Origin of the sequence: Hydrocarboniphaga effusa AP103 (assembly GCF_000271305.1) — a bacterium.
Taxonomy (GTDB): Bacteria; Pseudomonadota; Gammaproteobacteria; order Nevskiales; family Nevskiaceae; genus Hydrocarboniphaga; species Hydrocarboniphaga effusa.
Map to the genome: position 1 here is coordinate 390002 of NZ_AKGD01000002.1, position 25568 is coordinate 415569.

The following is a 25568-nucleotide window of genomic DNA, read 5'->3' on the forward strand; positions in this document are numbered from 1 at the left end:
AGGCCAGCGCATGCTGGTCGTGGGTCTCGGCGCGTCCGGCGTTTCGGCTTTGCGCTATCTCGCGCGCGAGGGCGCTGAACTTGTCGTCACCGATTCGCGTGAGGCGCCAGCTGGGATCGAACAGTTGCGCAGCGAGTTTTTCGATGTCGAATTCCATCTGGGCGAATTCAGGGCTTCGACGTCTGCCGTCTCCCGTCTCCCGTCTCCCGGTTTCAGCGCGGCCGTGGTGTCTCCGGGTGTTTCGCTGGACGAGCCCTTCGTGCGCGAACTCATCGCGGCCGGTGTTCCGGTGATCGGTGACATCGAGCTGTTCGCGCGTGAGGCCGACGCACCGGTGATCGGGATCACGGGATCGAACGGCAAGAGCACGGTCACCACGCTCGTCTACGAGATGGCGAAGGCCGCGGGCCTGCGTGTGGCGGTCGGCGGCAATCTCGGCGTGCCGGCACTCGATCTGCTCGCGAGCGACTGCGAGCTCTACGTGCTCGAACTCTCGAGCTTCCAGCTCGAAACCACCTACACGCTCAAGCTGCGCGCGGCCGCGAACCTGAATCTCTCGCAGGATCATCTCGATCGTCACGGAACGATGGAGCATTACGCCGCGGTCAAGGCGCGCATTTTCGCGCACTGTGAAACCGCGGTGGTCAATCGGCAGGACGAACTGGTGATGCGTTATGCCGGGAGACGGGAGACGGGAGACGGGAGACGTTGGGTCAGTTTCGGACTCGATGCAGCAACTGATGGCGATTACGGCATTGGGATGAGCGAGGGTGATATCTGGTTGATGGCGCCGGGCGCAGACGCCGTCCCGTCTCCCGTCTCCCGTCTCTCGTCTCTCCGCATCCAAGGCCTGCACAATGCAGCCAACGCACTCGCCGCGCTCGCGCTTGCGGATGCGGCCGGCATCGCGCGCGAACACAGCCTGCGCGCATTGACCGAATTCGCGGGCTTGCCGCATCGCTGCGCGTTCGTTGCCGAGAGCCACGGCGTGGTCTGGCTCGACGATTCCAAGGGCACCAACGTCGGTGCGACGCTCGCCGCCCTTCAAGGTTTGTCGGGGCCGATCGTCTGGCTCGGCGGCGGGCAGGGCAAGGGGCAGGATTTTTCTCCGCTCGCCGAACCGCTTGCACAGAAGGGCCGCGCTGCGGTGCTGTTCGGCCAGGACGCGCAGGCGATCGAAGACGCCATTCTCGGTGCGCTGCCGGTGTATCGCGAGGCCGATCTGCAGGCTTCGGTGCTGCGTGCGCGATCGCTCGCACAAGCGGGTGACCGCGTATTGCTGTCGCCGGCCTGCGCGAGCCTCGATCAATTCAGGAACTACGTCGAACGCGGCCAGCGCTTCGCGCAGGCGGTGAAGGCACTCGCATGATCACGCTCGCACAAAAGTTCTTCACGCTCCCGCGTGCGCGCGTCGGACTCGATGGGCCGATGTTCGCGGGCATCGCGCTGCTACTGTCCTGGGGCCTGGTCATGGTGGCCTCGGCGTCGGTCGCGCAGGCCGAGAAGATGACCGGCGCTCCGTTCCACTACTTCTGGCGCCAGCTGCTGTTCGTCGGCATCGGCGGCGTGGCCGCGTTCGGCGCGTTTCTGGTGCCGATGCATTTCTGGGAGCGCAAGAGCGCGCTGATCGCGATCAGCGCGGTGGCGCTGCTCGTGCTCGTGCTGATCCCGGGCATCGGCATCAAGGTCAATGCGGCGCGTCGCTGGATCGACCTCGGCTTCATTCGCATGCAGCCTTCGGAGCTCGCGCGCCTCGCGCTGATCGTGTACCTGTCCGGCTACATCGTGCGCCGTCAGGCGCGCTTGCAGAACGAATGGCGTGGTTTGCTGCTGCCGTTCCTGCCACTGCTGGTCGCCGGCGCGCTGCTGATTCTGGAGCCGGATTTCGGCGCCACCGTGATCCTGCTGACGGTGGCTTTCGTCATGCTGTTTCTCGGCGGCGCGAAGCTCTGGCACCTGCTCGTGCTGATGGTCACGGGCATCAGCGCACTGACCTTCGTGGCTTTCGCGGAAGCCTACCGCGTGCGCCGGATGATGAGCTTCACGGACCCCTTCGCCGACATCAACAACAGTGGCTGGCAGCTCGCCAATTCGCTCATCGCAGTCGGCCGCGGCGAGTGGACCGGCGTCGGTCTGGGCAACAGCATCCAGAAGCTGCTGTACCTGCCCGAAATGCACACCGATTTCATCTTCGCGATCCTGGCGGAGGAATTCGGCCTGCTCGGCGTGCTCGTGCTGATCGGTCTGTTCGCGCTGGTGGTCTGGCGCGGTTTCGTCATCGGTGGCCGCGCCGAAGCAGCGGGCGAGCGCTTCAAGGCTTACGTCTGCTACGGCTTGTCGACCTGGCTCGGACTGCAGGCGCTCATCAACATGTGCGTGAACATGGGCGCGCTGCCTACCAAGGGGCTCACGCTTCCCTTGATCAGTTACGGCGGCGCTTCGCTGATCTGTGTGCTCGTCATGCTCGCGCTGATCCTGCGCGTCGATTACGAGAATCGCCTGCTCTCCGCGGACGGAAGACGGGACACAGGGGACGGGAGACGTAGAAGCACCGCCTCCGCGCGCGCCGATGAAGCTTTTGCGGCTTCCGTCTCCCGTTCCGCGCCTCTCGATATCGGAGGCGCCCCATGAACGTGATGATCATGGCCGGCGGCACCGGTGGTCACGTGTTCCCCGCGCTCGCGGTCGCGCACGAGCTGCGCGCACGCGGGCACGAGATCGTCTGGATGGGCGCGCCCGATTCGTTCGAAGCGCGCACTGTCGTTCCGCAAGGTTTCGAGCTCGAAACCATCGACGTGCGCGGCCTGCGCGGCAAAGGCTGGAAGACCTTGATCGGCGCTCCGCTGCTGATCTGGAAGGCGGTGAGCCAGGCACGCGGCATCATTCGTCGCCGGCGGCCCGACGTGGTGCTCGGCATGGGCGGTTTCGCGAGCGGGCCGGGCGGCCTGGCTGCGCGTCTGGCGCGCGTGCCGCTGGTGATTCACGAGCAGAATGCGGCGCCGGGCCTCACCAATCGTTGCCTGGCGATGATCTCGAACAAGGTGCTCGAAGCGTTTCCTCGCACGTTCCGCCAGGCGACCACGGTCGGCAACCCGGTGCGCGCCGCGATCGCAGAACTGCCCGCACCTGAAGAACGCCTGCCCGAGCGCCAGCAGCCGCTGCGCGTGCTCGTGCTCGGCGGCAGCCAGGGCGCGCGCGCGCTCAACGAACTCGTGCCCGCCGCGCTCGCGCTGCTGCCCGATACGCAGCGTCCGCAGATTCGCCATCAGGCCGGTCGCACCTACGACGTCGCCCGCGCGGCGTACGCCAATGCAGGCGTGGTGGCGCGCATCGAATCCTTCATCGACGACATGCCGTCTGCCTATGCCTGGGCCGATCTGGTCGTCTGCCGTTCGGGTGCTTCGACGATCGCCGAACTCTGCGCGGCCGGCTGCGCCTCGGTGCTGGTGCCGTTTCCGCATGCGGTCGACGATCACCAGACCGCCAACGGCCGCTATCTTGCCGATGCCGGCGCGGCCGTGTTGATACAGGAACGCGAACTCGATGCCGAGAGCCTCGCGGCGTTGCTGCGCGATCTGCTCGGCAATCGCGCCAAATTGCTGCAGATGGCGCAGGCCGCGCGCTCCAAGGCCTGGCCGCAGGCCACGCGCGAGATCGCGCACGAAGTGCTCACCGCGGGAGGCCAGGCATGGTGAACGCCAGTTTCACGTCGTCGCTTTCGCAGATGCGTCGCGTGCGTCGCGTGCACATGCTCGGCATCGGTGGATCGGGCATGGCCGGCATCGCCGAAGTGCTGCTCAACCTGGGCTACCGAGTCTCGGGTACCGATCTGAAGGAATCGGCGGCGACGCGCCGGCTGGCTTCGCTCGGCGCGCAGATTTTCTTCGGTCACGCCGAACAGAACACCGAAGGTGCGGACGTGGTGGTCTGCTCGACGGCGGTGAAGGCGAGCAATCCCGAAGTCGCCTACGCGCATGCGCATCGCATTCCGGTCGTGCGCCGTGCCGAGATGCTTGCCGAGCTCATGCGCTTTCGCTATGGCATCGCGATCGCCGGCACGCACGGCAAGACCACCACCACGAGTCTGGTCGCGGCGGTGCTCGCCGAAGGCGGGCTCGATCCGACCTTCGTCGTCGGTGGCAAGGTCAAGAGCGCGGACACCAACGCGCGCCTCGGCGCCGGCCACTATCTCGTCGCCGAAGCGGACGAGAGCGATGCCTCGTTCCTGCATCTGTCTCCGCTGATGGCGGCGGTGACGAACATCGATGCCGATCATCTCGAAACCTACGGCGGCGACTTCAACACGCTCAAGGACACCTTCATCGAGTTTCTGCACCGGCTGCCGTTCTACGGCCTCGCGGTGCTGTGCATCGACGATCCGGTGATCGCCGAGCTGATCACCGAAATCGGCCGGCCGACGCTGACCTATGGCCTCGGCGAAGAGGCCGACGTACGCGCGGTGAACATTCGCGCGGTCGGCAGCGGGCACGATTTCGATCTCGTCACGCGCGAAGGCTTGCGCGCCGAACTGCATCTGAATCTGCCGGGCCTTCACAACGTGCAGAACGCACTCGCGGCGATCGCGATCGGCCTCGAACTCGGCGTGAGCGTGGAGGCGATCCGCAAGGCGTTTCTCGAGTTCCAGGGCATCGGTCGTCGTTGCGAGCCGCATGGACTCGTCGCGCTGCCCAAAGGCGGCAGCGCGCTCGTGGTCGACGATTACGGCCATCATCCGCGCGAGATCGCGGCGACCTTCCAGGCCATGCGCGCCGCGCATCCGCAGCGCCGGCTGGTGGTGGCGTTCCAGCCGCATCGCTACACGCGGACGCGTGATCTGTTCGACGACTTCTGCCTGATCCTGTCGGAGGCCGACGGGCTGCTGCTGACCGAGGTCTATGCGGCCGGCGAAGAACAGATCGCCAATGCAGACAGCCGCTCGCTCGCGCGCTGCGTGCGTTCGCGTGGCAAGGTCGAACCGGTGTTCGTGAAGACGGTCGCCGACTTGCCCGATGCGCTCGCCGGCGTGCTGCAGGACGGCGATCTGCTGCTGACGCTCGGAGCGGGCGACATCGGCGGCTTGCCGGCCACGCTGATCAAGCAATTCGGAGTGCCGGCGTGAGCCGCGCTGCGAGCCCCTCGTCACGGCAAAGCGTGCGCGGCGAACTGCGCGAACGCGAGCCTTTGTCGCAGCACACGAGCTGGCGCGTGGGCGGGCCGGCCGATCGCTTCTTCGAACCGGCCGATCGCGACGACCTGCTGCAGTTCATCGCGCGCCTGCCGGCGAAAGAGCCGGTGCTCTGGCTCGGGCTCGGCAGCAATCTGCTCGTGCGCGATGGTGGCTTTCGCGGCACCGTCATTTCGCTGCACGGCGCGCTCGATGGCCTGGTCTCGGCCGGCGACTTCGAGATCTACGCCGAAGCCGGCGTGCATTGCGCGCGGCTCGCCAAGTTCGCCCAGCAGCACAAGCGCGCGGGGCTCGGTTTCATGGCCGGCATTCCGGGCACCGTCGGTGGCGCGCTGGCGATGAACGCAGGCGCCTGGGGCGGCGAAACCTGGCCGCAGGTGATCGCGGTCGAAGCCGTGTTTCGCGGTGGCCGTGCCGAATGGCTGGAGCCGCACGACTTTTCGTGGAGCTATCGCCATGTCGATCTGCCGAATGGCTTCCTCGGCTTTCTCGGCGCGCGCCTGCGCGTGGCGAACGACGAGCACGGCGAGCACGAACGCGTGACGCGCGAATGGCTCGCGCGCCGCAAGGCCACGCAGCCGGTCGGCAAGCCGACGGCGGGCAGCACCTTCCGCAATCCGCCGGGCGATCACGCGGCCCGGCTCATCGAGTGCTGCGGGCTCAAGGGCGCGCGCATCGGCGGAGCGGAAGTGTCGAAGCTGCACGCCAATTTCATCGTCACCGACGAAGGCGCCAAGGCGTCCGACGTGGAGTCGCTCATCGAACACATTCGAAACACGGTGCGCGCGCAGAGCGGCATCGATCTGCATCCCGAAGTTCGAGTCGTAGGAGAGCCGCTGTGAACGCCTCACGCCTCACGCCTCACGCCTCACGTCCCGAAGATTTCGGCAAGGTCGCCGTGCTCATGGGTGGCTGGTCTTCGGAGCGCCAGGTCGCGCTCTGGAGCGGCGAGGCTGTGCATCAGGCGCTCGTCGAGCGCGGCGTCGATGCTCATGCGGTCGATCTGACGCGCGAGCGTCTGTTCGGACTCAAGGCCGAAGGCTTCGATCGCGCCTTCAACGTACTGCATGGTACCGGCGGCGAAGACGGCACCGTGCAGGCCGTGCTCGATTTGCTCGGCGTTCCGTATACGGGCAGCGGCGTGCTCGCGAGCGCTTTGGCGATGGACAAGCTGCGCACCAAGCGGATATGGAAATCAGAAGGCCTGCCGACGCCCGAATGGCTCGTGCTGCGCTCGAACGAAGACGCGCTCGCGGCCGGAACGCAGCTCGGTTTTCCGTATTTCGTGAAGCCGGCCGCCGAGGGCTCCAGCGTCGGCATCAGCAAGGTCAAGTTCGCGACGTCCGCGGTCTCCGCGTATCGCAAAGCGGCGGGCGAGTACGAGGATCGTCCGCGCGTGGTGCTGGCCGAACGCATGATCACCGGCGGCGAATACACCTGCGCGATTCTCGATGGCCAGGCGCTGCCGACGATCCGCATCGAGCCCGACGGCGAGTTCTACGACTACAACGCCAAGTACATCTCCAACGACACGCGCTATCACTGCCCGAGCGGCTTGCCGGCCGCGCTCGAAGCCGAGATCCAGGCGCTGAGCCTGCGCGCTTTCGAACTGCTCGGCGCGAGCGGCTGGGGCCGCGTCGATTTTCTGCTCGACGAGCAGCAACGTCCGTGGCTGCTCGAAGCCAATCTGGTGCCGGGCATGACCTCGCATTCGCTGGTGCCGATGGCCGCCAAGGCCGTCGGTCTTTCGTTCGCCGATCTGTGCTGGCGAATCCTGCAAACCACTTTGTCTTCCGAAGGAACGATCTGACATGCGCGCCATGACCGTAGAACGCGGGGCTCGAGCGCTCGAACTGCCCGCGATCGATGAGCTTCGCAATTTTGAAATCCCCTCGCGCTGGCTGTGGATCGCGAGCCTCACCGCGCTGCTGATGGCGACCACCACGCTGGCGATGCAATGGCGCGATCCGGACCTGAGCCGCCTGCGCATCGAGGGCAAATTCGAGCGCGTGTCTCCGCAGGTGCTGCGCGAGGCGGCGCTGCCGGCGCTCGGGCAGGGTTTCTTCTCGGTCGACGTCGATGCGGTGCGCGGCGAACTCACGCAACTGCCCTGGGTCGCCAAGGCGCGCGTCGAGCGCGATTGGCCGACGGGTTTGAGCATTCGCGTCTGGGAGCGCGAGCCGTTCGCGCGCTGGAACGGCGAATCGCTGCTCGATACCGGCGGCGTGGCGTTCACGCCGGCCGCGCAGGACATGCCCGAATCGCTGCTGCGCAAGCTGCCGCAGCTGTCGGGCACGCCGGGCAATGAAGAACTCGTGGCGAGCAGCTATCGCCGGCTGTCGGCGGCGCTCGAAGACACGGTGCTCGCGATCAACGGGCTCACGCTCGACGCACGCGGCGAGTGGACCGCGCAGACGCGCATGGGCCTGACGCTGAGGCTCGGCGACGGCGATGTCGCCGACAAGCTGCCGACGCTCACGGGCGCGCTGCTCGCGGCCGTCGGCAACCGTCTCGATGAAGTCGCCTACGTCGATCTGCGCTATACCAACGGCTTCGCCATCGGTTGGATCGCCAACCAGACCGGCGAGGGCAAGGCAGGAGCGCCGGCCGCCGCAATTCAAGGAGTGAAGAACAATGGCTAAGCGCGAATCGCGCAATCTGCTCGTGGGCCTGGACATCGGCACGTCCAAGGTCACCTGCATCGTCGGGGAGCTGATGCCCGAGGGCCACGTCGAAATCGTCGGCCTCGGCTCGCATCCGTCACGCGGCCTCAAGCGCGGCGTGGTGGTGAACATCGAAGCGACCACGCAGGCGATCCGTCGCGCGGTCGAAGAGGCCGAGCTGATGGCCGGTTGCCGGGCGCAGTCGGTGTTCGTCGGCATTTCGGGCGCGCACATCAAGAGCCACAACTCGGTCGGCGTGGTGCCGGTGCGTTCGCGCGAAGTGTCCGAGAAGGACGTCGAATCGGTCATCGAAGGCGGCCGCGCGATCGCGATTCCGGCCGACCAGAAAGTGCTGCACGTGGTGCCGCAGGAATTCGTCGTCGACGGCCAGGAAGGCATCCAGGAGCCGGTCGGCATGTTCGGCGTGCGCCTCGAAGCCAAGGTGCACATCGTCACGGGTTCGGAATCGGCCGCGCAGAACGTGCAGAAGTGCGTGGAGTCCTGCGGCCTACACGTCGACAAGCTCTGCCTCAACCACCTCGCCTCGGCCTACGCGGTGCTGATGCCCGACGAGCGCGAGCTGGGCGTCTGCATGGTCGACATCGGTGGCGGTACCAGCGACATCGCCGTGTTCAAGGGCGGCGCGGTGCGCCACACCGCGGTGCTGCCGGTGGCGGGCGACCAGGTCACCAACGACATCAGCGTGGCCTTTCGCACGCCGACGCAGGCGGCCGAGGACATCAAGCTCAAGTTCGGCTGCGCGCTGCCGCAGCTGCTGACCTTCGACGAAGAGATCGAAGTGCCCAGCGTCGGCGAAAACCCGCCGCGCCGGCTCTCGCGCATCACGCTGTCGGAAGTCATCCGTCCGCGCTACGAGGAGCTGTTCCGGCTCATCCGCAAGGAGCTGCACCGCTCCGACTGGTACGACGGCATCGCCGGCGGCGTGGTGCTCACGGGCGGCGCCTGCTACCTGCCGGGTGTGCAGGAACTCGCCGAGGAAGTGTTCGAGCTGCCGGTGCGCCTGGGCCTGCCGCAGAACGTGGTCGGCGTGCGCGACGTGGCCAAGAGTCCGGCCAATGCGACGGCCGTCGGCCTGCTGCTGTACGGCCGCCAGTTCCAGGCGCCCAAGGATACCCGGCCCGAGGTCGGAGTCGGCTACTGGGTGCAGCGCGTAAGTCAGTGGTTCAAGGGAAATTTTTAATAAACCCAATGATTTCAGGGAGTCTGTGAGGGTTCTGAGGGCTGGGTCTCAAGTGTTATGAAGTGTTGCATTATTTATTTCCACTGTGCACACTAAATAACATCAAACCCGTACAAATGCCGATAAGTTCTCACACGCAGGCTAGAGAAGGTTTGGGGTCTCGCAGTATCGATTGGAGGTTTTCACATGGCAGGAAGAACTAACGAGCTGTACGAGATCGTCGACGGTCAGCCCATGGATGCGGTGATTCGCGTCATCGGCGTGGGCGGCGGCGGCTGCAATTCCATCAACGAGATGGTCGAGGCGCGCATCGAGGGCATCGAACTGTTCGCTGCCAACACCGACCGCAAGCATCTCGAGAAATGCAAGACCACCAATATCGTTCAACTGGGCGCGACCTTGACTCGCGGCCTCGGTGCCGGCTCCAACCCTGAGAAGGGTCGCGCGGCCGCGCTCGAAAGCAAAGAGCTGATCCGCGAGCTGCTCGAAGGCACCGACCTGCTGTTCGTGACCGCCGGCATGGGCGGCGGAACCGGCACCGGCGCGGCGCCGGTGATCGCCGAGATCGCCAAGGAAATGGGCATCCTGACCGTCGGCGTGGTCACCAAGCCGTACAGCTTCGAATCCGGCAAGCGCATGGATGTGGCGCGTCGCGGCATCGAAGAGCTGCAGAAGCACGTCGATTCGCTGATCGTGATTCCGAACGAGAAGCTGCAGATCACGCTGCCCGAGGACATGACGGTCACCGAGTGCCACAAGAAGGCCGACGAGGTGCTCAAGAACGCCGTGCAGGGCATCAGCGGCCTGATCACCAATCCGGGTGAGATCAACGTCGACTTCGCCGACGTGCAGACGGTCATGAGCAACCGCGGCATGGCGATGATGGGGCTGGGCACCGCCAATGGCGAAGCCCGTGCCGAACGCGCCGTCGAGGCGGCGCTGGCCTGCCCGCTGCTCGACGACATCGAGCTCTCGGGTGCCCACGGCATTCTCGTCACGTTGACGCACGGCGGTTCGCTGACGCGCAAGGAACTCCAGCTCGTCAACGAGCGCGTGAGCAAGATCGGCTCCGAAGACGCGGACATGAAGTTCGGCGTCTCGATCGACGAATCGCTCGGCGACGAGCTGCGCGTCACCGTCGTCGCGACGGGCCTGGCGATGCGTCCGGCCGCTCACCAGCAGCCGGCGATCCAGGCGCAGCCGTCCAAGGTCACGCCGTTCGTGCGGAACGAGCCGCAGTATCAGCAGCCGCACCAGCAGGCTCACTATCAGCCGCAGTACCAGCAGCCGGCCTATCAGCAGCCGCAGCAGGTGCCGACGCTGACCGGCGTGCAGCGCTCGCGCATGGAACCGCAGATGGCGGCTGCTGCCGCTGCGGTCCCGCGCGGCAACCCGTTCGCCGGGCTGGATCTGGACGAGCAGATGCTCGATATCCCGACCTTCCTGCGGCAGCAGGCGGACTGATTCTTCAGCTCCCATGTGACGAATCCGACCCCTGCCGAGGCCAAGCTTCAGCAGGGGTTTGTTTTTGCGACGGTAGCTTGCGGGACCGGTGGTAGACTTCGGCGTTCGGTCACGGTCAGGCCGTGGCCTCGCTCCACCGCGAAATCCGAGCGAGCTCAACCGAGGACCAGGAAAATGGTCAAGCAGCGCACCCTACAAAAAGCCGTCCGGGCGACCGGCATCGGCCTTCATTCCGGGCAGAAGGTGTTCATGTCCCTGCTGCCGGCCGGGCCCGACACCGGCATCGTGTTCCGGCGCATCGATCTGTCGCCGGTCGTCGAAGTGCCGGCGCGCGCGGACCTGATTCGCGAAACCACGCTGTCGAGCACCCTGGTCCACAAGTCGGATCAGGGCGAAGTGCGTGTTGCGACCGTCGAGCATCTGATGTCCGCGCTCGCCGGACTGGGCATCGACAACTGCATCATCGAAATCTCCTCGCCCGAAATTCCGATCATGGACGGCAGCTCGAGCCCGTTCGTGTTCCTGATCCAGTCCGCCGGCATCCACGAGCAGGACGCGCTCAAGCGCTTCATCCGCATCAAGCAGCCGGTGCAGGTGCAGGAGGGCGACAAGTTCGCCCGCTTCGAGCCGTTCGAAGGCTTTCGCCTGAGCTTCTCGATCGACTTCAAGCACCCGATCTTCAAGACCAGCCGCCAGACCGCGATCGTCGATTTCTCGAGCACTTCGTATGTGCGCGAGGTTTCGCGGGCCCGCACCTTCGGCTTCATGCGCGAGCTCGATCAGCTGCGCGCCCATAACCTTGGCCTCGGCGCGAGCCTCGACAACGTCGTCGCACTCGACGAATACCGCGTCATGAACGCGGACGGCCTGCGCTTCGAGGACGAATTCGTGCGGCACAAGATTCTCGACGCGGTCGGCGATCTCTACCTCGGCGGCCACAGCCTCATCGGCGCCTACACGGCGTACAAGTCCGGTCATGCGCTCAACAACAAATTGCTGCGCGCGCTGCTCGACGATCAATCGGCCTGGGAATGCGTGACCTTTGAAGAGGCCAATGCCGCGCCGCCGATCAACTACGTACGCGGCGTTCTCGCGGCAGCCTGAGCCGGCTCGATTGCATTGAAAAAAGCGGCGCTTGGCGCCGCTTTTTTGTGCTTCGGAGCCCAACTCCGGGCAAAAAGCCCGATGCGGCCCGGCTCTTGCCTCAATTTGCCTTGCCGCCTAGACTCGGGTGAATCGTCGATTAACAGACAGCCTCACCTTGGTCTCCAGGCGGGTGCAGGACAGCTTCAAGGAATCTCTCAGGAAGCTCAGCAGTTCCTGTTGGCGATAACGCAAGGGGACCAGGGCGGCAGCGTTCGATGCAAACAGAACGACCGTGTCGCCGCGGATGTTGGCCAGGCGGATCGATTGAAACCAGGGCTCTTGAGTCCATTGCCGAAGGGCGTTGTCCAGGGCGCTGATGCGCTCGGCACGCTCGATCAGGTCACGCAGCGGATGAGGCTGCTGACGCAGGGTGCCGATCAGTGAGACGGCATCATCGTGCATGAGGATTGCGGGTCGTAATGGATATTATCGTTGTGAGCCACACGCGAGGGCGGACCTGGCGTTTCAAGTTCGCGCCTGCGCACATCCTCTCATGGATGCCGGTGGCGCTGGTCGGATTGCTCGTGTGCGGCGTCGGCTTCGCGGCCGGCTTCCTGGTACGCGGAGGTTCGACCTCGTTGCTGCCGGACCGTCTGGCCGGCAAATGGTCCCAGGAGCTTATCGCCCAGCGTACGGAGCTCGCCAGGACGCGCGTGATGGCCGAGGAGAACACCGAAGCGCTTTCCCGCCGTATCGCCCAGCTCAATGCCCACATCATCCGGCTCGACGCGGCGGGCCAGCGGCTGACCGAAATCGCCGGCCTCGAGAGAGGCGAGTTCGATTTCGGTTCGGCTCCGGCCATCGGCGGCCCCGAAATGCCCGACACCGTCGCGACCGATTTCTCGGGCGACCCGGTTTTGAGCTCGATCGCGGCCATCGAGCGCAAGCTCGGCGATCGCGAGCGCCAGATGCACGTGCTCGAAGACCTGCTGCTGGCGAGTCGCCTGCAGAAGCAGGTGCGCCCGTCGGGCTGGCCGATCGAAAACGGCTACATCTCCTCGGTGTTCGGCGTGCGCACCGATCCGTTCACGGGGCGCATGTCGCGGCATGACGGCATCGATTTCGCGGGCCCTTCGGGCTCCTCGGTGGTCGCGGTGGCCACCGGCATCGTCACCGTCGCCGGCCCCAAGATCGGCTACGGCAACCTGGTCGAGATCAATCACGGCAACGGATATGTCACGCGCTACGGTCACAATGACCGGATCACGGTCAAGGTCGGCGACCGTGTGATGAAGGGCCAGCAGATCGCGGCGGTCGGCAGTACCGGGCGCTCGACCGGTCCGCACGTGCACTTCGAGGTTTCGCTCAACGGCAGGCCGGTCAACCCGGCGCGCTACATCGAAGCGGCTCGCTGAGCCGGTTCGGAGCGAGCCCGCGACCGCCTTCGGGCGGTCGCTTCGTTTCGGGCTGGCGGGCAGCGCGGGCCTCGACTTGAATGAACCGCCGCCGACCCCATGCCAGTGCATAATAGGCGGCTTCGGGACCGCCCCGACGCAATCTCATGCCGCCGCTAGATGCGGCCTCACGGATCAGACACTTATGGTGAACAGCTGGCTGGCTCGCATTTTCGGGAGCCGCAATCAACGCATCGTCAGCAGCCTGCAGGGACTGGTGAAATCCGTCGGCGCGCTGGAAACCAAGATCGCCGCGCTCAGCGACGACGCCCTGGCCAACCAGACCGTGCTGTTCCGCGAGCGCCTTGCCAAGGGTGAATCGCTCGACTCGATCCGCGCCGAAGCCTTCGCCACCGTGCGCGAGGCCGGCAAGCGCGTCATGGGCATGCGCCACTTCGACGTCCAGCTGATCGGCGGCGCCGTGCTGCACGACGGCAAGATCGCCGAAATGCGCACCGGTGAAGGCAAGACGCTGATGGCGACGCTGCCGGCCTATCTCAACGCGCTGCCCGGCAAGGGCGTGCACGTGGTCACCGTCAACGATTACCTCGCGCGCCGCGACGCCGAGTGGATGGGCCGCATCTTCCGCTTCCTGGGCCTGTCGACCGGCGTGATCACCTCGGGCCAGTCGACTGCCGAGAAGCGCGCCGCCTACGCGGCCGACATCACCTACGCGACCAACAACGAGCTCGGCTTCGATTACCTGCGCGACAACATGGCCTTCGCGCTCGGCGACAAGGTGCAGCGCGGCCAGTATTACGCGATCGTCGACGAAGTCGACTCGATCCTGATCGACGAAGCGCGTACGCCGCTGATCATCTCGGGCCCGACCGACGACGATCCCGAGCTGTATCGCAAGATCAACGCCTTCGTAACGCGCCTCAAGCGCCAGGAAGAAGAGGACGGTCCGGGCGATTTCTGGGCCGACGAGAAGTCCAAGCAGGTGCACCTGTCCGAAGAAGGGCACGAGCACGTCGAGCAGGCCATGCGCCAGGCCGGACTGCTGTCCGACGAGGACAGCCTCTACGACGCCTCCAACATCATCCTCGTGCATCACCTCAATGCGCTGTTGCGCGCGCACAACCTCTATCGCAAGGATGTCGAGTACATCGTGCGCGGCGGGCAGGTGGTGATCGTCGACGAATTCACCGGCCGCATGATGCCGGGCCGGCGCTGGAGCGATGGCCTGCACCAGGCCATCGAGGCCAAGGAAGGCGTGCAGATCCAGCAAGAGAACCAGACGCTGGCGAGCATCACCTTCCAGAACTACTTCCGCCTCTACAACAAGCTGTCCGGCATGACCGGCACGGCCGACACCGAGGCCTTCGAGTTCCAGAGCATCTACAACCTCGAAGTCGTGGTGATTCCGACCAATCGCCCGATGGTCCGCATCGACCGCGGCGACCAGGTGTTCATGACCGCCGACGAGAAGTTCGCCGCGGTCATCCACGACATCAAGGAAGCGCACGCCAAGGGCCAGCCCGCGCTGGTCGGCACCGCGAGCATCGAGACCTCCGAACTGCTGTCGGGCCTGCTGCAGAAAGAGAACATCGCGCACGAGGTGCTCAACGCCAAGCAGCACGAGCGCGAGGCCGACATCGTCGCGCAGGCGGGTCGCCGCGGCGCGGTGACGATCGCGACCAACATGGCCGGCCGCGGTACCGACATCGTGCTCGGCGGTTCGCTCGAGGCCGCGCTGCACGCGATCGAGCCCGAAGACACGGCTGCACGCGCGGCCGCGAAGGCCGAATGGCAGCAGGCGCACGACGAGGTGCTCGCCGCCGGCGGCCTGCTCGTGATCGGCTCCGAGCGTCACGAATCGCGGCGCATCGACAACCAGCTGCGCGGCCGTTCGGGCCGCCAGGGCGATCCGGGCGCGACGCGTTTTTACCTGTCGCTCGACGATCAGCTCATGCGCATCTTCACGCCGCCGCGCATGCGCCAGATGCTCAAGGGCATGGGCATGGAGAAGGGCGAGGCGATCGAGCATCGCTGGGTTACGCGCGCAATCGAAACCGCGCAGCGCAAGGTCGAAGCGCACAACTTCGACATCCGCAAGAACCTGCTCGAATACGACAACGTCGCCAACGACCAGCGCAAGGCCGTCTACGAGCTGCGCGACGAACTCATGGGCGCAGAGCGCGTGACGCCGATGATCGACGAGATTCGCGAAGACGTGGTCGCCGCGGTGATCGACGCCTACATTCCGGCGCAGTCGATCGAGGATCAGTGGAACGTGCCGGGCCTCGAGGAAGCGCTGCGCAAAGACTTCGCGCTGAGCCTGCCGGTCGCCAAGTGGCTCGAAGACGAGAAGAATCTCGACGAGCGCGGCTTGCGCCAGCGCATCGTCGACGCGGTCGCCAACGCCTACAACGAGAAGAAGGAGAAGATCGGCACCGCGCCGCTCGAGCACTTCGAAAAGGCGATTTCGCTGCAGGTGCTCGACAATTTCTGGCGCGAGCATCTGGCCGCGATGGACTATCTGCGCCAGGGCATCCACCTGCGTGGCTACGCGCAGAAGGACCCCAAGCAGGAGTACAAGCGCGAAGCCTTCACGATGTTCAACGACGTGCTCGCCCGCTTCAAGCACGAGGTGATCTCGACGCTCGCGCGCGTGCAATTGCAGACCGAAGAAGAAGTCGCCGCGATCGAAGAGCAGCGTCGCCAGCAGCAGGAAGCGCGACCGATGCAGTTCCAGCACGCCGAAGCGCCCGATGCGCTCAGCGAGCCCGAAGCGCCGCCCGTGCCGCCCGCCGCTGCTGCGCCGCGTCGCCTGGCCGAAGCGCCGCCGCCGGCCGCGCGTCCGGAGACCTTCGTGCGCGAAGATCGCAAGGTCGGCCGAAACGATCCTTGCCCCTGCGGCTCGGGCAAGAAGTTCAAGAACTGCCACGGCGCGCTGATCTAAACCACACCGCAAGGCCGGCGCCGATGCCGATCACGCTGACCGGCCTGCATCTGTATCCGATCAAGTCCTGCGCGGCCCTGTCGCCGTCGCAGGCAGTGGTCGAGCCCCGGGGCCTTGCACACGATCGCCGCTGGATGATCGTCGACGCGCAGGGCCGTTTCATTACCGGGCGTGAAGTGCCGCGCCTGGTGCTGATTCGGGTCGAACCCGGTCCTCACGGTCTGCGTTTGCGCGCCCCGGGCATGCCCGAGATCATCGCCGGCTGGCCCCCGCCGTCTGCGCCGCGCATGTCGGTAACGGTCTGGAAAAGTACGGTCGAAGCCCAGCTCAGCCGGCTCGACGTCGATATCTGGGTATCGCGCTTCCTGCAATACGATGCCCGGCTCGTGCACATGGATGCGCGCAGCTCTCGTCCGATCGCGGAGCCGGGCGACCCGTCGCGTCCGCGTGCGGGCGACGAGGTCAGCTTCGCCGATGCCTATCCGCTGCTGCTGATCTCGCAGGCCTCGCTCGACGGACTCAATGCGAAGCTGCAGAAGCCGGTGCCGATGCTGCGCTTTCGCCCAAACCTGGTCGTCGACGGCGTGCCCGAACATGCCGAGGACGGCTGGCGTCGCATGCGCATCGGCGGCATCGAATTCGAACTCGTCAAACCGTGCACGCGCTGTGGTTTCACGACCGTGATGCCGGAAACCGGCACGCTCGACCCGAGCGGAGAACCGCTGCGCACGCTCGCCCAGTATCGACGCCGTGAAAAAGGCGTGATCTTCGGACAGAACGTCATCGCACGGGGCGCCGGCCGACTGCGCGTCGGCGATCAGGTGGAAGTGATCGCCTGATCACCTTCCGGCGATCAACCTGCACCGCCGATCGCGAAACTAAAGCCAGGCGTTAGCGCTGCCGACAACACTCTCATCGAGCTCACTTGAGTTCTGTCGCCGATGGAGGTTGAGTCATGTCGAATATTCCCAGTGTCGCGACGCCGCGCTTCTTTGTCGGGGAAACCGGTGAGACCAGCGGAACGCGTTACACCGTTGCGCTCGAGATTGCCGACCAGCCGGTCAAGGCCTCGCGCCGCGATGTCCGTTGTGTCAGTGCCATCGTCATGCGCAACGGCGAGCCGCTGCTCGACGCTGAAGTGTCGGTCGGCTTCCATCCACTGCATGCGCCAAAAATGCAGCATGCCGGCTGGCAACCCAGCGAGCTGTTGCTCGCTCATGACCACCATCCACAGTCGCGTCCCGAGCAGCTGCACGGCTCGCTGACGCTGCAGGCGGGCGTCTATGAAGTCGAGGTGACGGTCAATCGGGAAGCCCGCACGGGATTTACGCTCGACATGTGAGTGCCCGCGAGAGCGGCAGCTTGCGTCCCAACAGCGCAAGGCGCCGCTCTTTCAGTCGCGCGTGACGATGATGTAAATCGCATGGATGATGCCCGGCACGTAGCCGAGCAGTGTCAGCAGGATGTTGAGCCAGAACTGCAGGCCCAGGCCCACTTGCAGGAACACGCCGAGCGGTGGGAGCAGAATGGCCAGCAGGATGCGAACGACGTCCATGTGTTTCTCCTCGCGGCTGCGGTAGGTTTTCTGCACGTTAAATCGCCGCAATGAACATTGGCTTTATTCCCGCTGTTCGTTGGTGAACAGTCAGCGCAGCGGCTTGCGCCGCAGATCGAGCGTGCACGGATAGTCCGGATTCGGCAGCTCCTGCGGTGGCCAGTAAACCGACGGCGTGTGGCCAAACGGAGCGAAGCGCGACAGGCGCCGGGCTTCGGCTTCGTAGCTGTTGACCGGGAAGGTCTCGTAATTGCGGCCCGCCGGATGCATGACGTGGTAGGTGCAGCCCGCAACCGCACGCTTGTTCCAGTCGTCGTAGAGATCGAACACCAGCGGCGTGTGCACGCCGATGGTCGGATGCAGGCAGGCCGATGGCTGCCAGGCGCGATAGCGCAGGCCCGCGACGAACTCGTCGCGCACGCCTCCGGAGGAGCGTGTTTCGCGAAGTGGCAGACGACGTCCGCCGACGGTGACGAAATGCCGGCCCGGCGTGAGTCCGCGCGCCTTGATCTGCATGCGCTCGAGTGACGAATCGACAAAGCGCGAGGTGCCGCCGACGGCCGCTTCCTCTCCGAGCACCGGCCAGGGCTCGAGTGCGTGGCGCAGCTCGATTTCGATGCCCTCGTACAGGAGCGTGCCGTGCAGAGGGAAGCGGAATTCGAAGTGCGGCAAAAACCACTCGTCCTTGAACTTGAAGCCGGCGTTGCGCAGGTCCAACAGTACGTCGCGAAAGTCCTGCCAGCAGTAATGCGGCAGCATGAACTGGTCGTGCAGGCGCGTGCCCCAGCGAACCAGCGGACGCGTGTAGGGCTTTTCCCAGAACCAGGCGATCAGCGCGCGCAGCATGAGCTGCTGCACCAGGCTCATGCGCGGATGCGGCGGCATTTCGAAGGCGCGGAACTCGACCAGGCCGAGGCGGCCGGTCGGGCCGTCGGGCGAGTACAGCTTGTCGATCGAGATTTCGGTGCGGTGCGTGTTGCCGGTGACGTCGACGAGCAGGTTGCGCAGGATGCGGTCGACCAGCCAGAGCGGCACCTGCTGGCCGGGCTCGGGCAGTTCGGATAGGGCGATCTCGACGTCGTAGAGCAGCGAATCCTGCGCCTCGTCGATGCGCGGATGCTGCGAGGTGCTGCCGATGAACAGGCCGCTGAACAGATAGGACAGCGCCGGATGGTTCTGCCAGTAGCGCACCAGCGAGCCGAGCAGGTCGGGCCGGCGCAGGAACGGCGAGTCGGCCGGCGTCGCGCCACCGACGACGAAGTGGTTGCCGCCGCCGCTGCCGACCGCGCGGCCGTCGATCAGGTACTTCTCGGTGTCGAGGCGCGCAAGCCGGGCTTCCTCGTAGATCGCGAGCGTGGTGTCGCGCAATTCTTCCCAGTTGTGCGCAGGGTGGATGTTCACCTCGATCACGCCCGGATCGGGCGTGACCTTGAGCACATTGAGGCGCGAGTCCGTGGGCGGCGAATAGCCCTCGATGCGCACCGGCACGTCGAGCTCGGCGGCGGTGTCTTCGACTGCGTTGACGAGTTCCAGATAGTCCTCGATGCCGCTGGTGGGCGGCATGAACACGCACAGGTAGCCGTCCTTGGGCTCGGCCGCCATCGCGGTGCGCACGTTGCCGCCCTGCAGATAGCTGCCGCGCAGCTTGGGCTGCGGCTGCTCGCGCTCGGCCGTGAGCTTCTGCTGGCGCTCGCGCCGGCGCTGCTCCTGCTCGGTGATCGGCGCCTGCAGGAACGGCTGGCGACGCGCATCGGGCTGCGTCGGCAGCGGTTCGGTCACGCGCATTGGATCGTAGGGAATCACGTGCGGGTAAACACTCGCCGGCAGCCAGGGCAGGGAATCGAGCGGCAGGCGGAAGCCCACCGGCGAGTCGCCCGGGATCAGGTACATGCGGCCGTTGCGGAAGCTCCAGCGCTCGGACATCCAGGCGCGCGATTGCCAGCGCTGGATCGGCAGCGCATACCCCTTGGGCTTGTCGAGCCCGCGCGAAAAGGTCTTGGCGATGCGGGCGCGCTCTTCGGCGTCCTTGAGCTTGCTGTCGGCGGTGGTGACGTTGTCGGGCAGCCGGCCTTCGCGGTGCAGGTAGTAGAAGGCGTCCTCGAAGGCCGGCAGGGCGTTGTCCGGATCGACTTCCAGGCGCTTGGCGATGCCGCGCAGCAGCGCACCGGCGAGCTCGGGCGTCGGTGTGGCCGAGCCTTCGGAAAGATCGGTGCGCACGATCGGCTTGCCGTCGCCTCGCCAGTACAGCCCATAAGCCCAGCGCGGCAACTGTTCGCCCGGATACCACTTGCCCTGTCCGTAGGTCAGCAGGCCGTTGGGCGCGAAGCGATCACGCAGGCGCTTGATCAGCGTGTTCGCCAGTCCCTGCTTCATCGGGCCGACCGCGGCGGTGTTCCACTCGGCGCCCTGGCGATCGTCGATCGAGATGAAGGTGGGCTCGCCGCCCATGGTCAGGCGGATATCGCCGACGGTGATCTTCTGGTCGACCGAGTGGCCGAGCGCATCGATGTCGGCCCACTGCTGCTCGGTGTACGGCTTGGTCACGCGCGCCGATTCGAGCAGGCGCGTGACCTTCATTTCGTGGCCGAAATCGGTCTCGAGCTCGTCGTCCTCGCCGTTGGTGGCGTAGGACATGGAGCCGGTGATCGGGGCCGCGCTCGAAGGCTCGGGCGTGGCGCAGAGCGGGATATGCCCTTCGCCAGTCAGCAGACCCGAGGTTGGATCGAGGCCGATCCAGCCGGCGCCCGGCAGGTAGACCTCGCACCAGGCGTGCAGGTCGGTGAAATCGACTTCGGTGCCCGAAGGGCCGTCGAGCGATTTCACGTCGGGCGTGAGCTGGACCAGGTAGCCCGAGCAGAAGCGCGCGGCCAGGCCCAGGTGGCGCAGGGTTTGCACGAGCAGCCAGGCCGAATCGCGGCAGGAGCCCGAGGCGAGCTCCAGCGTCTGCTCCGGCGTCTGCACGCCGGGTTCCATGCGGATCAGGTAGCGCACCATGTTCTGGATGCGCTGGTTCAGGCCGACAACGAAATCCACCGAACGCTGCTCGGTGAGGTCGATCGACGACACGAAAGCGGCGAGCCGCGGCGTGAGCTCGTCGGTGCGCAGGTAGAGCTTGAGCTCTTCCTTCTGCGTATCGGTGTAGGCGAACGGGAAATTCTCGGCCTCCGGCTCGACGAAAAAGTCGAACGGGTTGTAGATCGCCATGTCGGCGATCAGGTCGACCGTGACCTTGAACTCGCGAACGTCCTCCGGGAACACCACGCGGGCGAGCCAGTTGGCGAACGAATCCTGCTGCCAGTTGATGAAGTGCGGCTCGGGCTCGATGCGCAGCGAATAGCTCAGCACGTTGGTCCGCGAATGCGGAGCCGGACGCAGACGGATGATCTGCGGCGACAACGTGACGGGGCGGTCGTAGCGGTAGACCGTCTGGTGGAACAGGGCTGCGTGGAGAGTCATTGGGCGAGGAGGCTGGCGGGGCGGCCGGGCGAGCGGAGGGCGCGGGCTGGGCTCGCGGTCGACATCATACGAAATGCCTTTGCATCGATGTTCTCTCCCGGTTTCAGGGCGGGCGGACTCCGCGTTCGGGAGGTCCGTAAGCCACGGGTACAATAAGCAAAAATCGTCGCATCGCAGCCCGGTGCGGATTCGCCAGCCGGAGTGCCGCCGATGCCCGTCTTCAACCACCCCGAATTCGATGCCCACGAGATCGTGGCTTTCCACCACGATCGCCATACCGGGCTCAAAGCCCTGATCGCGGTCCACAACACCCGGCTCGGCCCCGGCCTCGGCGGTTGCCGCATGTATCCATATGCGAGCGACGAGGCGGCGCTGACCGACGTGCTGCGCCTGTCGCGCGGCATGACCTACAAGGCGGCGCTCGCAGGCTTGAAGCAGGGCGGCGGCAAGTCAGTGATCATCGGCGACCCGCGCGTGGCCAAGACGCCCGAAATGATGCGGGCGATGGGCCGCTTCGTCGAAACCCTGGGCGGCCAGTACGTGGTGGCGGAGGATTCGGGCACCAATGTCGCGGACATTCACCTGATGGCCGAGCGCACGCGCCACGTCGGTGGGCTCGCCGATGCGGCGGCGACGGCGGCCGGACGCACGGGCGACCCTTCGCCGGCGACCGCGCTCGGAGTGTTCTACGGCATCCAGGCCGCGGTCAGGCACAAGCTCGGGCGCGACGACTTGAACGGCCTGCGCGTCGCGATCCAGGGCGTCGGCAACGTCGGCTTCCGGCTCGCCGGCCATCTGCACGCAGCGGGGGCCCAGTTGTGGGTCACCGACAGCTACGCGCCGGCGGTCGAATCCTGCATCGCCGCCTACGGCGCGCACCCGGTGGTCATGGAGTCGATCTACGGGCTCGACGTCGACGTGTTCGCCCCGTGTGCGCTCGGCGCGATTCTCGACGACGCGAGCATTCCGCAGCTCAGGGCCGGCATCGTCGCGGGCGCGGCGAACAACCAGCTCGCGGCTCACTATCACGGCCAGGCCTTGCTCGAACGCGGCGTGCTCTACGCGCCCGACTACGTGATCAACGCGGGCGGCATCATCGACATCTACTACGAAGGCGCGAACTACGACTGGAGCGTCGTAGACGCCCATCTGCATCGCATCGGCGACACGCTCGCGCGCGTGTTCGAGCGCTCGGACGCGGAAGGCTTGCCGACCGGCGTGATCGCCGATCGCATGGCCGAGGACATCTTCGCGGCTTGAGCGCGGCGTGGCGCGCCTTTTTGTCGCGTTCCGGCGAACCTACTCCGCCAGGTTCACCGTCTGCGACTCGTTCTCCTCGACCGTCACCGAGCTCTGCGCGAGGAAGCCCAGGCCATCGTTGCGGCCCGGGTTTTCGCTGTCTGCGTTGCAGGTCACCGCGAGCGTGTAGGTGCCGGCGGTCAGATACGGAAAGTCGTAGTAGAAGCTTGCGCCGTCGTCCCCAGTCTTCACGTCGGCCGCGGCCACCGGGCTTGCGCCCGAGCTGCGCTGATAGTCCTGAGGTGTGACGTTGGCGCCGACGAAGGCGTAGACGGCCACGCCGCTGCCGAGCGTGCGGCTCTGCCGGCAGGCGCTGGAGCGCACGAGCTCGTCGTCGACGCTGCCGGTGATGCTCGCGGCGCGATCGGGATGCACCACGCGCAGCACCGGCGTCAGCGTGTAATGCCCGTCGGTGGTGGTCGAAGCCTGCAGCGAGAAGCGCGGCTCGAAGATCACGAGGCGCGATCCGCTCTCGCCTTCGTCGAGATCCATGTCCATGTCGGCGAACGTCAGGTTGCTGCCGATGTCGATCGGATACGCCGCGCCGTCGCTCGTGTACAGGGCCGAGCCTTCGTTCGAAAAGCGCAGCCGCAGTCCGGTATAGCGGCCTTGCGCGACATCGGTGCCGTCGACGAGCTGCAGGGTATCGGTATTGCTGTAGTCGAGCGCATCGAAACTCGAGTCGGCATCCGAATCGAGCTCGTGCTCGCTGCCGCCGTCGTCGAGCAGATCGACGCCCTCCACCGCGAGCATGATCTGGTCGGCCTGCGCATAGCCGGCGCTCGCGAAATCGATGCTCGTGGAGGCTTCGCAGCCGCACAGCAGAGCGCCGACGAGGGACAGTGCGCAGAATCTTTCAGTTCGCATATCGGTTCGCATAGGAGCGCACGGTGACGCTGTCCTCGTAGGTGTCGTCGTCGACGGTGATCGACGCGCTGACCTCGACGTTGGCGTCGGTATTGGTCGTGGTGACTTCACCCGCGGTGTCGTTGCCGCCGCCGACCGTAAGCACCTCGGCATCGGCGCTCGTGAAGCTCACGTGGCGCGTCACCGGCATCACCAGGCCGTTGTCGAAGGTGCCGGTGGCGATGAGCTGTCCGGTATCCGGATACGTGATGCGCAGGTCGTCGGGTGTGAGCTGCAAATCGATCAGCGTACTGTCCTGCACCTGCCAGCTCTTGGTGGTGATCTTGAGGTCGAGCGGATCCAGCGAGAGTTCGAGCCTGCCACTGCCGACGCGATCGTCCGCCGTCACGTAGTAGGCGTCTTCGCCGAGCGTGGCGGCGATGTAGTCGTCGTCGATCTCGTCGACCGTCATCTGCGTCGTCACGTTCTGGCGCGGAGCGGAGGTGTCGGCAAAGCTCGCGTAGACCGTGAACGATTCGGAGAATCCCTCGGGCAAGGCGACGACATCGGCTCCACGCTCGTAATCGATCTGCAGCGCCTGCACGGGCGACACGCGAAAGCTCGTGCTGACCTCGCGATCGCATTCGGGCAAGCGGGCGACCAGGCGCAGGTTCTGGCCGCCGGTTTCCGAGTTCGCATGGACGAGGCCGGTTGCGCTGTCGACGTAAGCCTGCGAGGTTGCCGGATCGAAACGCCACGCGGCCGAGGTGGTGATGTCCTGCTCGGGGCTGCCTTCGCTCAGAACGGCCTTGAGCACGAAGGCCTGGTCGAGCTGGGCGCCGATGTCGGTCAGGTCGGAATCGATGCGCAGGCCGCTCATCTCGCTGACGTCCACCGTGATCGCGGCGTGGAAGTCGAGATAGCTTGCCGAGATCGTCGCGACGCCGGGCCGCAGGCCGACGATGGTGCCGACCGTGTAGACGGTTCCATCGGGGCTCGCGGTGACGCCATCGCTGACCAGCACCACCGACGGATTGTCCGACGACCACTGCGCGCGATCGTTGTAGGTGCCGATGCTTTCGCCGTTGTCGCCGTCGAACACGACGTATGCATTCATCTGCGCACTCGTGCACTCGGCCATCTGCGTGGCTTCCTCTTCGGTGCTCACGCCGAGATACATGCGCGTGGGCTTCTGGCCTTCACCGACGATGTCTTTCGAGCAGCCGAACAGCAGCGCAGCCGCCACCGACAGCGCCAGTGCGACCGGCGCGAATCGAAGATTGATTTTCATTGGAGCCTATCGGCTGCGTGCGTTCGGTATGTGGTCCTCGCGCCGATCAATCCGGGAAGAACAGCACGCGGTGGTTGCTGCGATCGGTCACGTACAGCACGCCGTTGTAGTACGCGGCGCCGGTCGGCGAGCTCAGCGTGCGCGCGCTCGGCGTATCGTCGGTGGCGCCATCCTGATCGTCGTCGTTCGCGGTGCGCGCGCTCCACGAGTCCTGTCCGTACATCGACAAGGCGCTCGGACCGTTGGCGATCGGGAACGAATCGAATTCGATGATGCGGTTGTTGCCCGCATCGGCGATGTAGATGCGCGTGCCGTCCGAGGTGATGCCGTAAGGCGTGCGCAGCGAGCTCTGGCCGACGCCGGCGCTCGTGCGCGAGAAGTCGGTCTGGCCGATCACGTAGGTCGCATCGGCGCCGCTGCTGCGCGGAATCGAAGACCAGTACATCACGCGGTTGTTGCCGCTGTCCGCGACGAGCAATTGAATGCCGTCGGTCCACAGGCTGGCCGGATTGGTCAGGCCGTCTTCTTCGTCGCCGGCGGTGCTGCTGGTGAAATCGATCTGGCCGAGCACGACGCTCGCCGCGACGCCGGCCGTATCCGGAACCGAGTTCCAGATCAGCACGCGGTTGTTGTACTGATCGACGACGAACAGCCGGTTGTTGGCGATGCTGGCCGACACCGGAAAGCTCAGCTGGCTCGCCGTGGTGCCCGGATCGTCGCTCGTGAAATCGCTCTGGCCGACGACCACGTCGGGCGCGACGTTCGACGTCGGCAGGCTGTTCCAGATCAGCACGCGATTGTTGCCCGCATCGGCGACGACCAGGCGCGTGTCGGTGATCGAAACGCTTGCCGGCAGCGCGAGCTTGCTCGCGGTGGTGCCGGAAGAATTACTCGTGAAATCGCTCTGGCCGATGACGAAATCGGGCGCCTTCGACAGCGTGCTCGGGATGCTGTTCCAGCCGAGGATGCGATGGTTGCCGTAGTCGGCGACGTAGAACAGCGTGCCGTTGGTTGCGATGCCGCCGAGCGGCTGCGCGACGCCGAGTGCATTGACCGAGCTGCCGGCATTCGATGCGGAGCTCGTGAAGCTGGCCTGGCCGACCACCGAGAAAGCTTCGGGCATGTCGCTGTCGTCATCGGAGCTGCTGCTGCCGCAAGCGGAC

The 25568-nt window shown here is 65.8% G+C and carries 21 protein-coding genes; 15 read left to right on the forward strand and 6 right to left on the reverse strand.

Annotated features, from left to right (window positions below; all coding sequences use genetic code 11):
- Positions 1–10 precede the first annotated feature (10 nt).
- The 10 genes from murD (at position 11) to lpxC (ending at position 11617) form a co-directional block, all read left to right on the forward strand.
- Positions 11–1369 (forward strand): UDP-N-acetylmuramoyl-L-alanine--D-glutamate ligase, encoded by a 1359-nt coding sequence (gene murD, locus WQQ_RS13175; protein ID WP_040454126.1) that lies wholly within the window; start codon positions 11–13, stop codon positions 1367–1369.
- Complete coding sequence (gene ftsW, locus WQQ_RS13180; protein ID WP_007185694.1) at positions 1366–2631, forward strand: putative lipid II flippase FtsW; 1266 nt, start codon at positions 1366–1368, stop codon at positions 2629–2631. The genes murD and ftsW overlap by 4 nt, the downstream gene beginning before the upstream one ends.
- Positions 2628–3695 carry an undecaprenyldiphospho-muramoylpentapeptide beta-N-acetylglucosaminyltransferase gene (murG, locus tag WQQ_RS13185; RefSeq protein WP_007185695.1) on the forward strand — a complete coding sequence of 356 codons (1068 nt, stop codon included), beginning with the start codon at positions 2628–2630 and terminating at the stop codon, positions 3693–3695. Before ftsW ends, murG begins: the two co-directional genes overlap by 4 nt.
- Positions 3689–5119 (forward strand): UDP-N-acetylmuramate--L-alanine ligase, encoded by a 1431-nt coding sequence (gene murC / locus WQQ_RS13190; RefSeq protein WP_007185696.1) that lies wholly within the window; start codon positions 3689–3691, stop codon positions 5117–5119. Before murG ends, murC begins: the two co-directional genes overlap by 7 nt.
- Positions 5116–6027 carry a UDP-N-acetylmuramate dehydrogenase gene (gene murB, locus WQQ_RS13195; protein ID WP_007185697.1) on the forward strand — a complete coding sequence of 304 codons (912 nt, stop codon included), beginning with the start codon at positions 5116–5118 and terminating at the stop codon, positions 6025–6027. The genes murC and murB overlap by 4 nt, the downstream gene beginning before the upstream one ends.
- Entirely contained in the window at positions 6024–6995 is a 972-nt protein-coding gene (locus WQQ_RS13200) for a D-alanine--D-alanine ligase (protein WP_007185698.1), read from the forward strand. The genes murB and WQQ_RS13200 overlap by 4 nt, the downstream gene beginning before the upstream one ends.
- 1 nt (position 6996) lies before the next feature.
- Positions 6997–7827 (forward strand): cell division protein FtsQ/DivIB, encoded by an 831-nt coding sequence (locus tag WQQ_RS13205; protein WP_007185699.1) that lies wholly within the window; start codon positions 6997–6999, stop codon positions 7825–7827.
- Complete coding sequence (gene ftsA, locus WQQ_RS13210; RefSeq protein WP_007185700.1) at positions 7820–9049, forward strand: cell division protein FtsA; 1230 nt, start codon at positions 7820–7822, stop codon at positions 9047–9049. The genes WQQ_RS13205 and ftsA overlap by 8 nt, the downstream gene beginning before the upstream one ends.
- Positions 9050–9235: 186 nt before the next feature.
- Complete coding sequence (ftsZ, locus tag WQQ_RS13215; RefSeq protein WP_007185701.1) at positions 9236–10513, forward strand: cell division protein FtsZ; 1278 nt, start codon at positions 9236–9238, stop codon at positions 10511–10513.
- Positions 10514–10687: 174 nt separating this feature from the next.
- The gene (gene lpxC, locus WQQ_RS13220) at positions 10688–11617 is read left to right on the forward strand and encodes a UDP-3-O-acyl-N-acetylglucosamine deacetylase (protein ID WP_007185702.1); all 930 of its coding nucleotides are present in this window, start codon (positions 10688–10690) and stop codon (positions 11615–11617) included.
- 117 nt (positions 11618–11734) lie between these two features.
- On the opposite strand, the gene WQQ_RS13225 is transcribed toward lpxC, so the two are convergent.
- Positions 11735–12061 carry a hypothetical protein gene (locus WQQ_RS13225; RefSeq protein WP_007185703.1) on the reverse strand — a complete coding sequence of 109 codons (327 nt, stop codon included), beginning with the start codon at positions 12059–12061 and terminating at the stop codon, positions 11735–11737.
- Between the two features lie 17 nt (positions 12062–12078).
- On the opposite strand from WQQ_RS13225, the gene WQQ_RS13230 reads away from it, so the two are divergent.
- From WQQ_RS13230 to WQQ_RS13245, 4 genes are all read left to right on the forward strand, one after another.
- Entirely contained in the window at positions 12079–13014 is a 936-nt protein-coding gene (locus tag WQQ_RS13230) for a M23 family metallopeptidase (RefSeq protein WP_040454130.1), read from the forward strand.
- Between the two features lie 184 nt (positions 13015–13198).
- Positions 13199–15958, forward strand: a complete 2760-nt coding sequence (gene secA / locus WQQ_RS13235) for a preprotein translocase subunit SecA (protein ID WP_007185705.1) — start codon at positions 13199–13201, stop codon at positions 15956–15958.
- A 23-nt stretch (positions 15959–15981) separates the two neighbouring features.
- On the forward strand, positions 15982–16797 hold the full coding sequence (locus WQQ_RS13240; protein ID WP_007185707.1) for an MOSC domain-containing protein: 816 nt from the start codon (positions 15982–15984) through the stop codon (positions 16795–16797).
- Between the two features lie 116 nt (positions 16798–16913).
- On the forward strand, positions 16914–17300 hold the full coding sequence (locus WQQ_RS13245) for a hypothetical protein (protein WP_007185708.1): 387 nt from the start codon (positions 16914–16916) through the stop codon (positions 17298–17300).
- Between the two features lie 51 nt (positions 17301–17351).
- Here WQQ_RS13245 and WQQ_RS13250 read toward each other — a convergent pair whose 3' ends face one another.
- Both WQQ_RS13250 and WQQ_RS13255 read right to left on the reverse strand, forming a co-directional pair.
- A complete protein-coding gene (locus WQQ_RS13250; RefSeq protein ID WP_007185709.1) occupies positions 17352–17513 on the reverse strand; it encodes a YqaE/Pmp3 family membrane protein in 162 nt (53 codons plus the stop codon).
- 90 nt (positions 17514–17603) lie between these two features.
- On the reverse strand, positions 17604–20969 hold the full coding sequence (locus WQQ_RS13255; protein ID WP_040454132.1) for a transglutaminase family protein: 3366 nt from the start codon (positions 20967–20969) through the stop codon (positions 17604–17606).
- Between the two features lie 210 nt (positions 20970–21179).
- On the opposite strand from WQQ_RS13255, the gene WQQ_RS13260 reads away from it, so the two are divergent.
- Positions 21180–22229 carry a Leu/Phe/Val dehydrogenase gene (locus WQQ_RS13260; protein WP_007185712.1) on the forward strand — a complete coding sequence of 350 codons (1050 nt, stop codon included), beginning with the start codon at positions 21180–21182 and terminating at the stop codon, positions 22227–22229.
- A 39-nt stretch (positions 22230–22268) separates the two neighbouring features.
- Here the strand turns inward: WQQ_RS13260 and WQQ_RS13265 are convergent, their stop codons facing one another.
- Genes WQQ_RS13265 through WQQ_RS13275 form a run of 3 tightly spaced genes read right to left on the reverse strand, consistent with a single transcriptional unit; the run spans position 22269 to position 25528 of the window.
- The gene (locus WQQ_RS13265; RefSeq protein ID WP_007185713.1) at positions 22269–23135 is read right to left on the reverse strand and encodes a DUF4382 domain-containing protein; all 867 of its coding nucleotides are present in this window, start codon (positions 23133–23135) and stop codon (positions 22269–22271) included.
- Positions 23125–24405, reverse strand: a complete 1281-nt coding sequence (locus WQQ_RS24370) for a hypothetical protein (protein ID WP_007185714.1) — start codon at positions 24403–24405, stop codon at positions 23125–23127. The genes WQQ_RS13265 and WQQ_RS24370 overlap by 11 nt, the downstream gene beginning before the upstream one ends.
- Positions 24406–24451: 46 nt before the next feature.
- Complete coding sequence (locus WQQ_RS13275; RefSeq protein WP_157534685.1) at positions 24452–25528, reverse strand: NHL repeat-containing protein; 1077 nt, start codon at positions 25526–25528, stop codon at positions 24452–24454.
- Positions 25529–25568: the final 40 nt, after the last annotated feature.

Excerpts from the sequence above, each read along its gene's own strand:
- WQQ_RS13265 (WP_007185713.1), bottom strand. The coding sequence starts at position 23,135 with ATGCGAACTGAAAGATTCTGCGCACTGTCCCTCGTCGGCGCTCTGCTG.
- murG (WP_007185695.1), top strand. The coding sequence starts at position 2,628 with ATGAACGTGATGATCATGGCCGGCGGCACCGGTGGTCACGTGTTCCCC.
- ftsZ (WP_007185701.1), top strand. The coding sequence starts at position 9,236 with ATGGCAGGAAGAACTAACGAGCTGTACGAGATCGTCGACGGTCAGCCC.
- murC (WP_007185696.1), top strand. The coding sequence starts at position 3,689 with ATGGTGAACGCCAGTTTCACGTCGTCGCTTTCGCAGATGCGTCGCGTG.
- lpxC (WP_007185702.1), top strand. The coding sequence starts at position 10,688 with ATGGTCAAGCAGCGCACCCTACAAAAAGCCGTCCGGGCGACCGGCATC.
- WQQ_RS13255 (WP_040454132.1), bottom strand. The coding sequence starts at position 20,969 with ATGACTCTCCACGCAGCCCTGTTCCACCAGACGGTCTACCGCTACGAC.
- WQQ_RS13230 (WP_040454130.1), top strand. The coding sequence starts at position 12,079 with ATGGATATTATCGTTGTGAGCCACACGCGAGGGCGGACCTGGCGTTTC.
- murD (WP_040454126.1), top strand. The coding sequence starts at position 11 with ATGCTGGTCGTGGGTCTCGGCGCGTCCGGCGTTTCGGCTTTGCGCTAT.
- WQQ_RS13225 (WP_007185703.1), bottom strand. The coding sequence starts at position 12,061 with ATGCACGATGATGCCGTCTCACTGATCGGCACCCTGCGTCAGCAGCCT.
- WQQ_RS13205 (WP_007185699.1), top strand. The coding sequence starts at position 6,997 with ATGCGCGCCATGACCGTAGAACGCGGGGCTCGAGCGCTCGAACTGCCC.
- secA (WP_007185705.1), top strand. The coding sequence starts at position 13,199 with ATGGTGAACAGCTGGCTGGCTCGCATTTTCGGGAGCCGCAATCAACGC.
- ftsW (WP_007185694.1), top strand. The coding sequence starts at position 1,366 with ATGATCACGCTCGCACAAAAGTTCTTCACGCTCCCGCGTGCGCGCGTC.
- WQQ_RS13240 (WP_007185707.1), top strand. The coding sequence starts at position 15,982 with ATGCCGATCACGCTGACCGGCCTGCATCTGTATCCGATCAAGTCCTGC.
- WQQ_RS13250 (WP_007185709.1), bottom strand. The coding sequence starts at position 17,513 with ATGGACGTCGTTCGCATCCTGCTGGCCATTCTGCTCCCACCGCTCGGC.
- WQQ_RS13275 (WP_157534685.1), bottom strand. The coding sequence starts at position 25,528 with ATGCCCGAAGCTTTCTCGGTGGTCGGCCAGGCCAGCTTCACGAGCTCC.
- ftsA (WP_007185700.1), top strand. The coding sequence starts at position 7,820 with ATGGCTAAGCGCGAATCGCGCAATCTGCTCGTGGGCCTGGACATCGGC.
- WQQ_RS13245 (WP_007185708.1), top strand. The coding sequence starts at position 16,914 with ATGTCGAATATTCCCAGTGTCGCGACGCCGCGCTTCTTTGTCGGGGAA.
- WQQ_RS13260 (WP_007185712.1), top strand. The coding sequence starts at position 21,180 with ATGCCCGTCTTCAACCACCCCGAATTCGATGCCCACGAGATCGTGGCT.
- WQQ_RS24370 (WP_007185714.1), bottom strand. The coding sequence starts at position 24,405 with ATGAAAATCAATCTTCGATTCGCGCCGGTCGCACTGGCGCTGTCGGTG.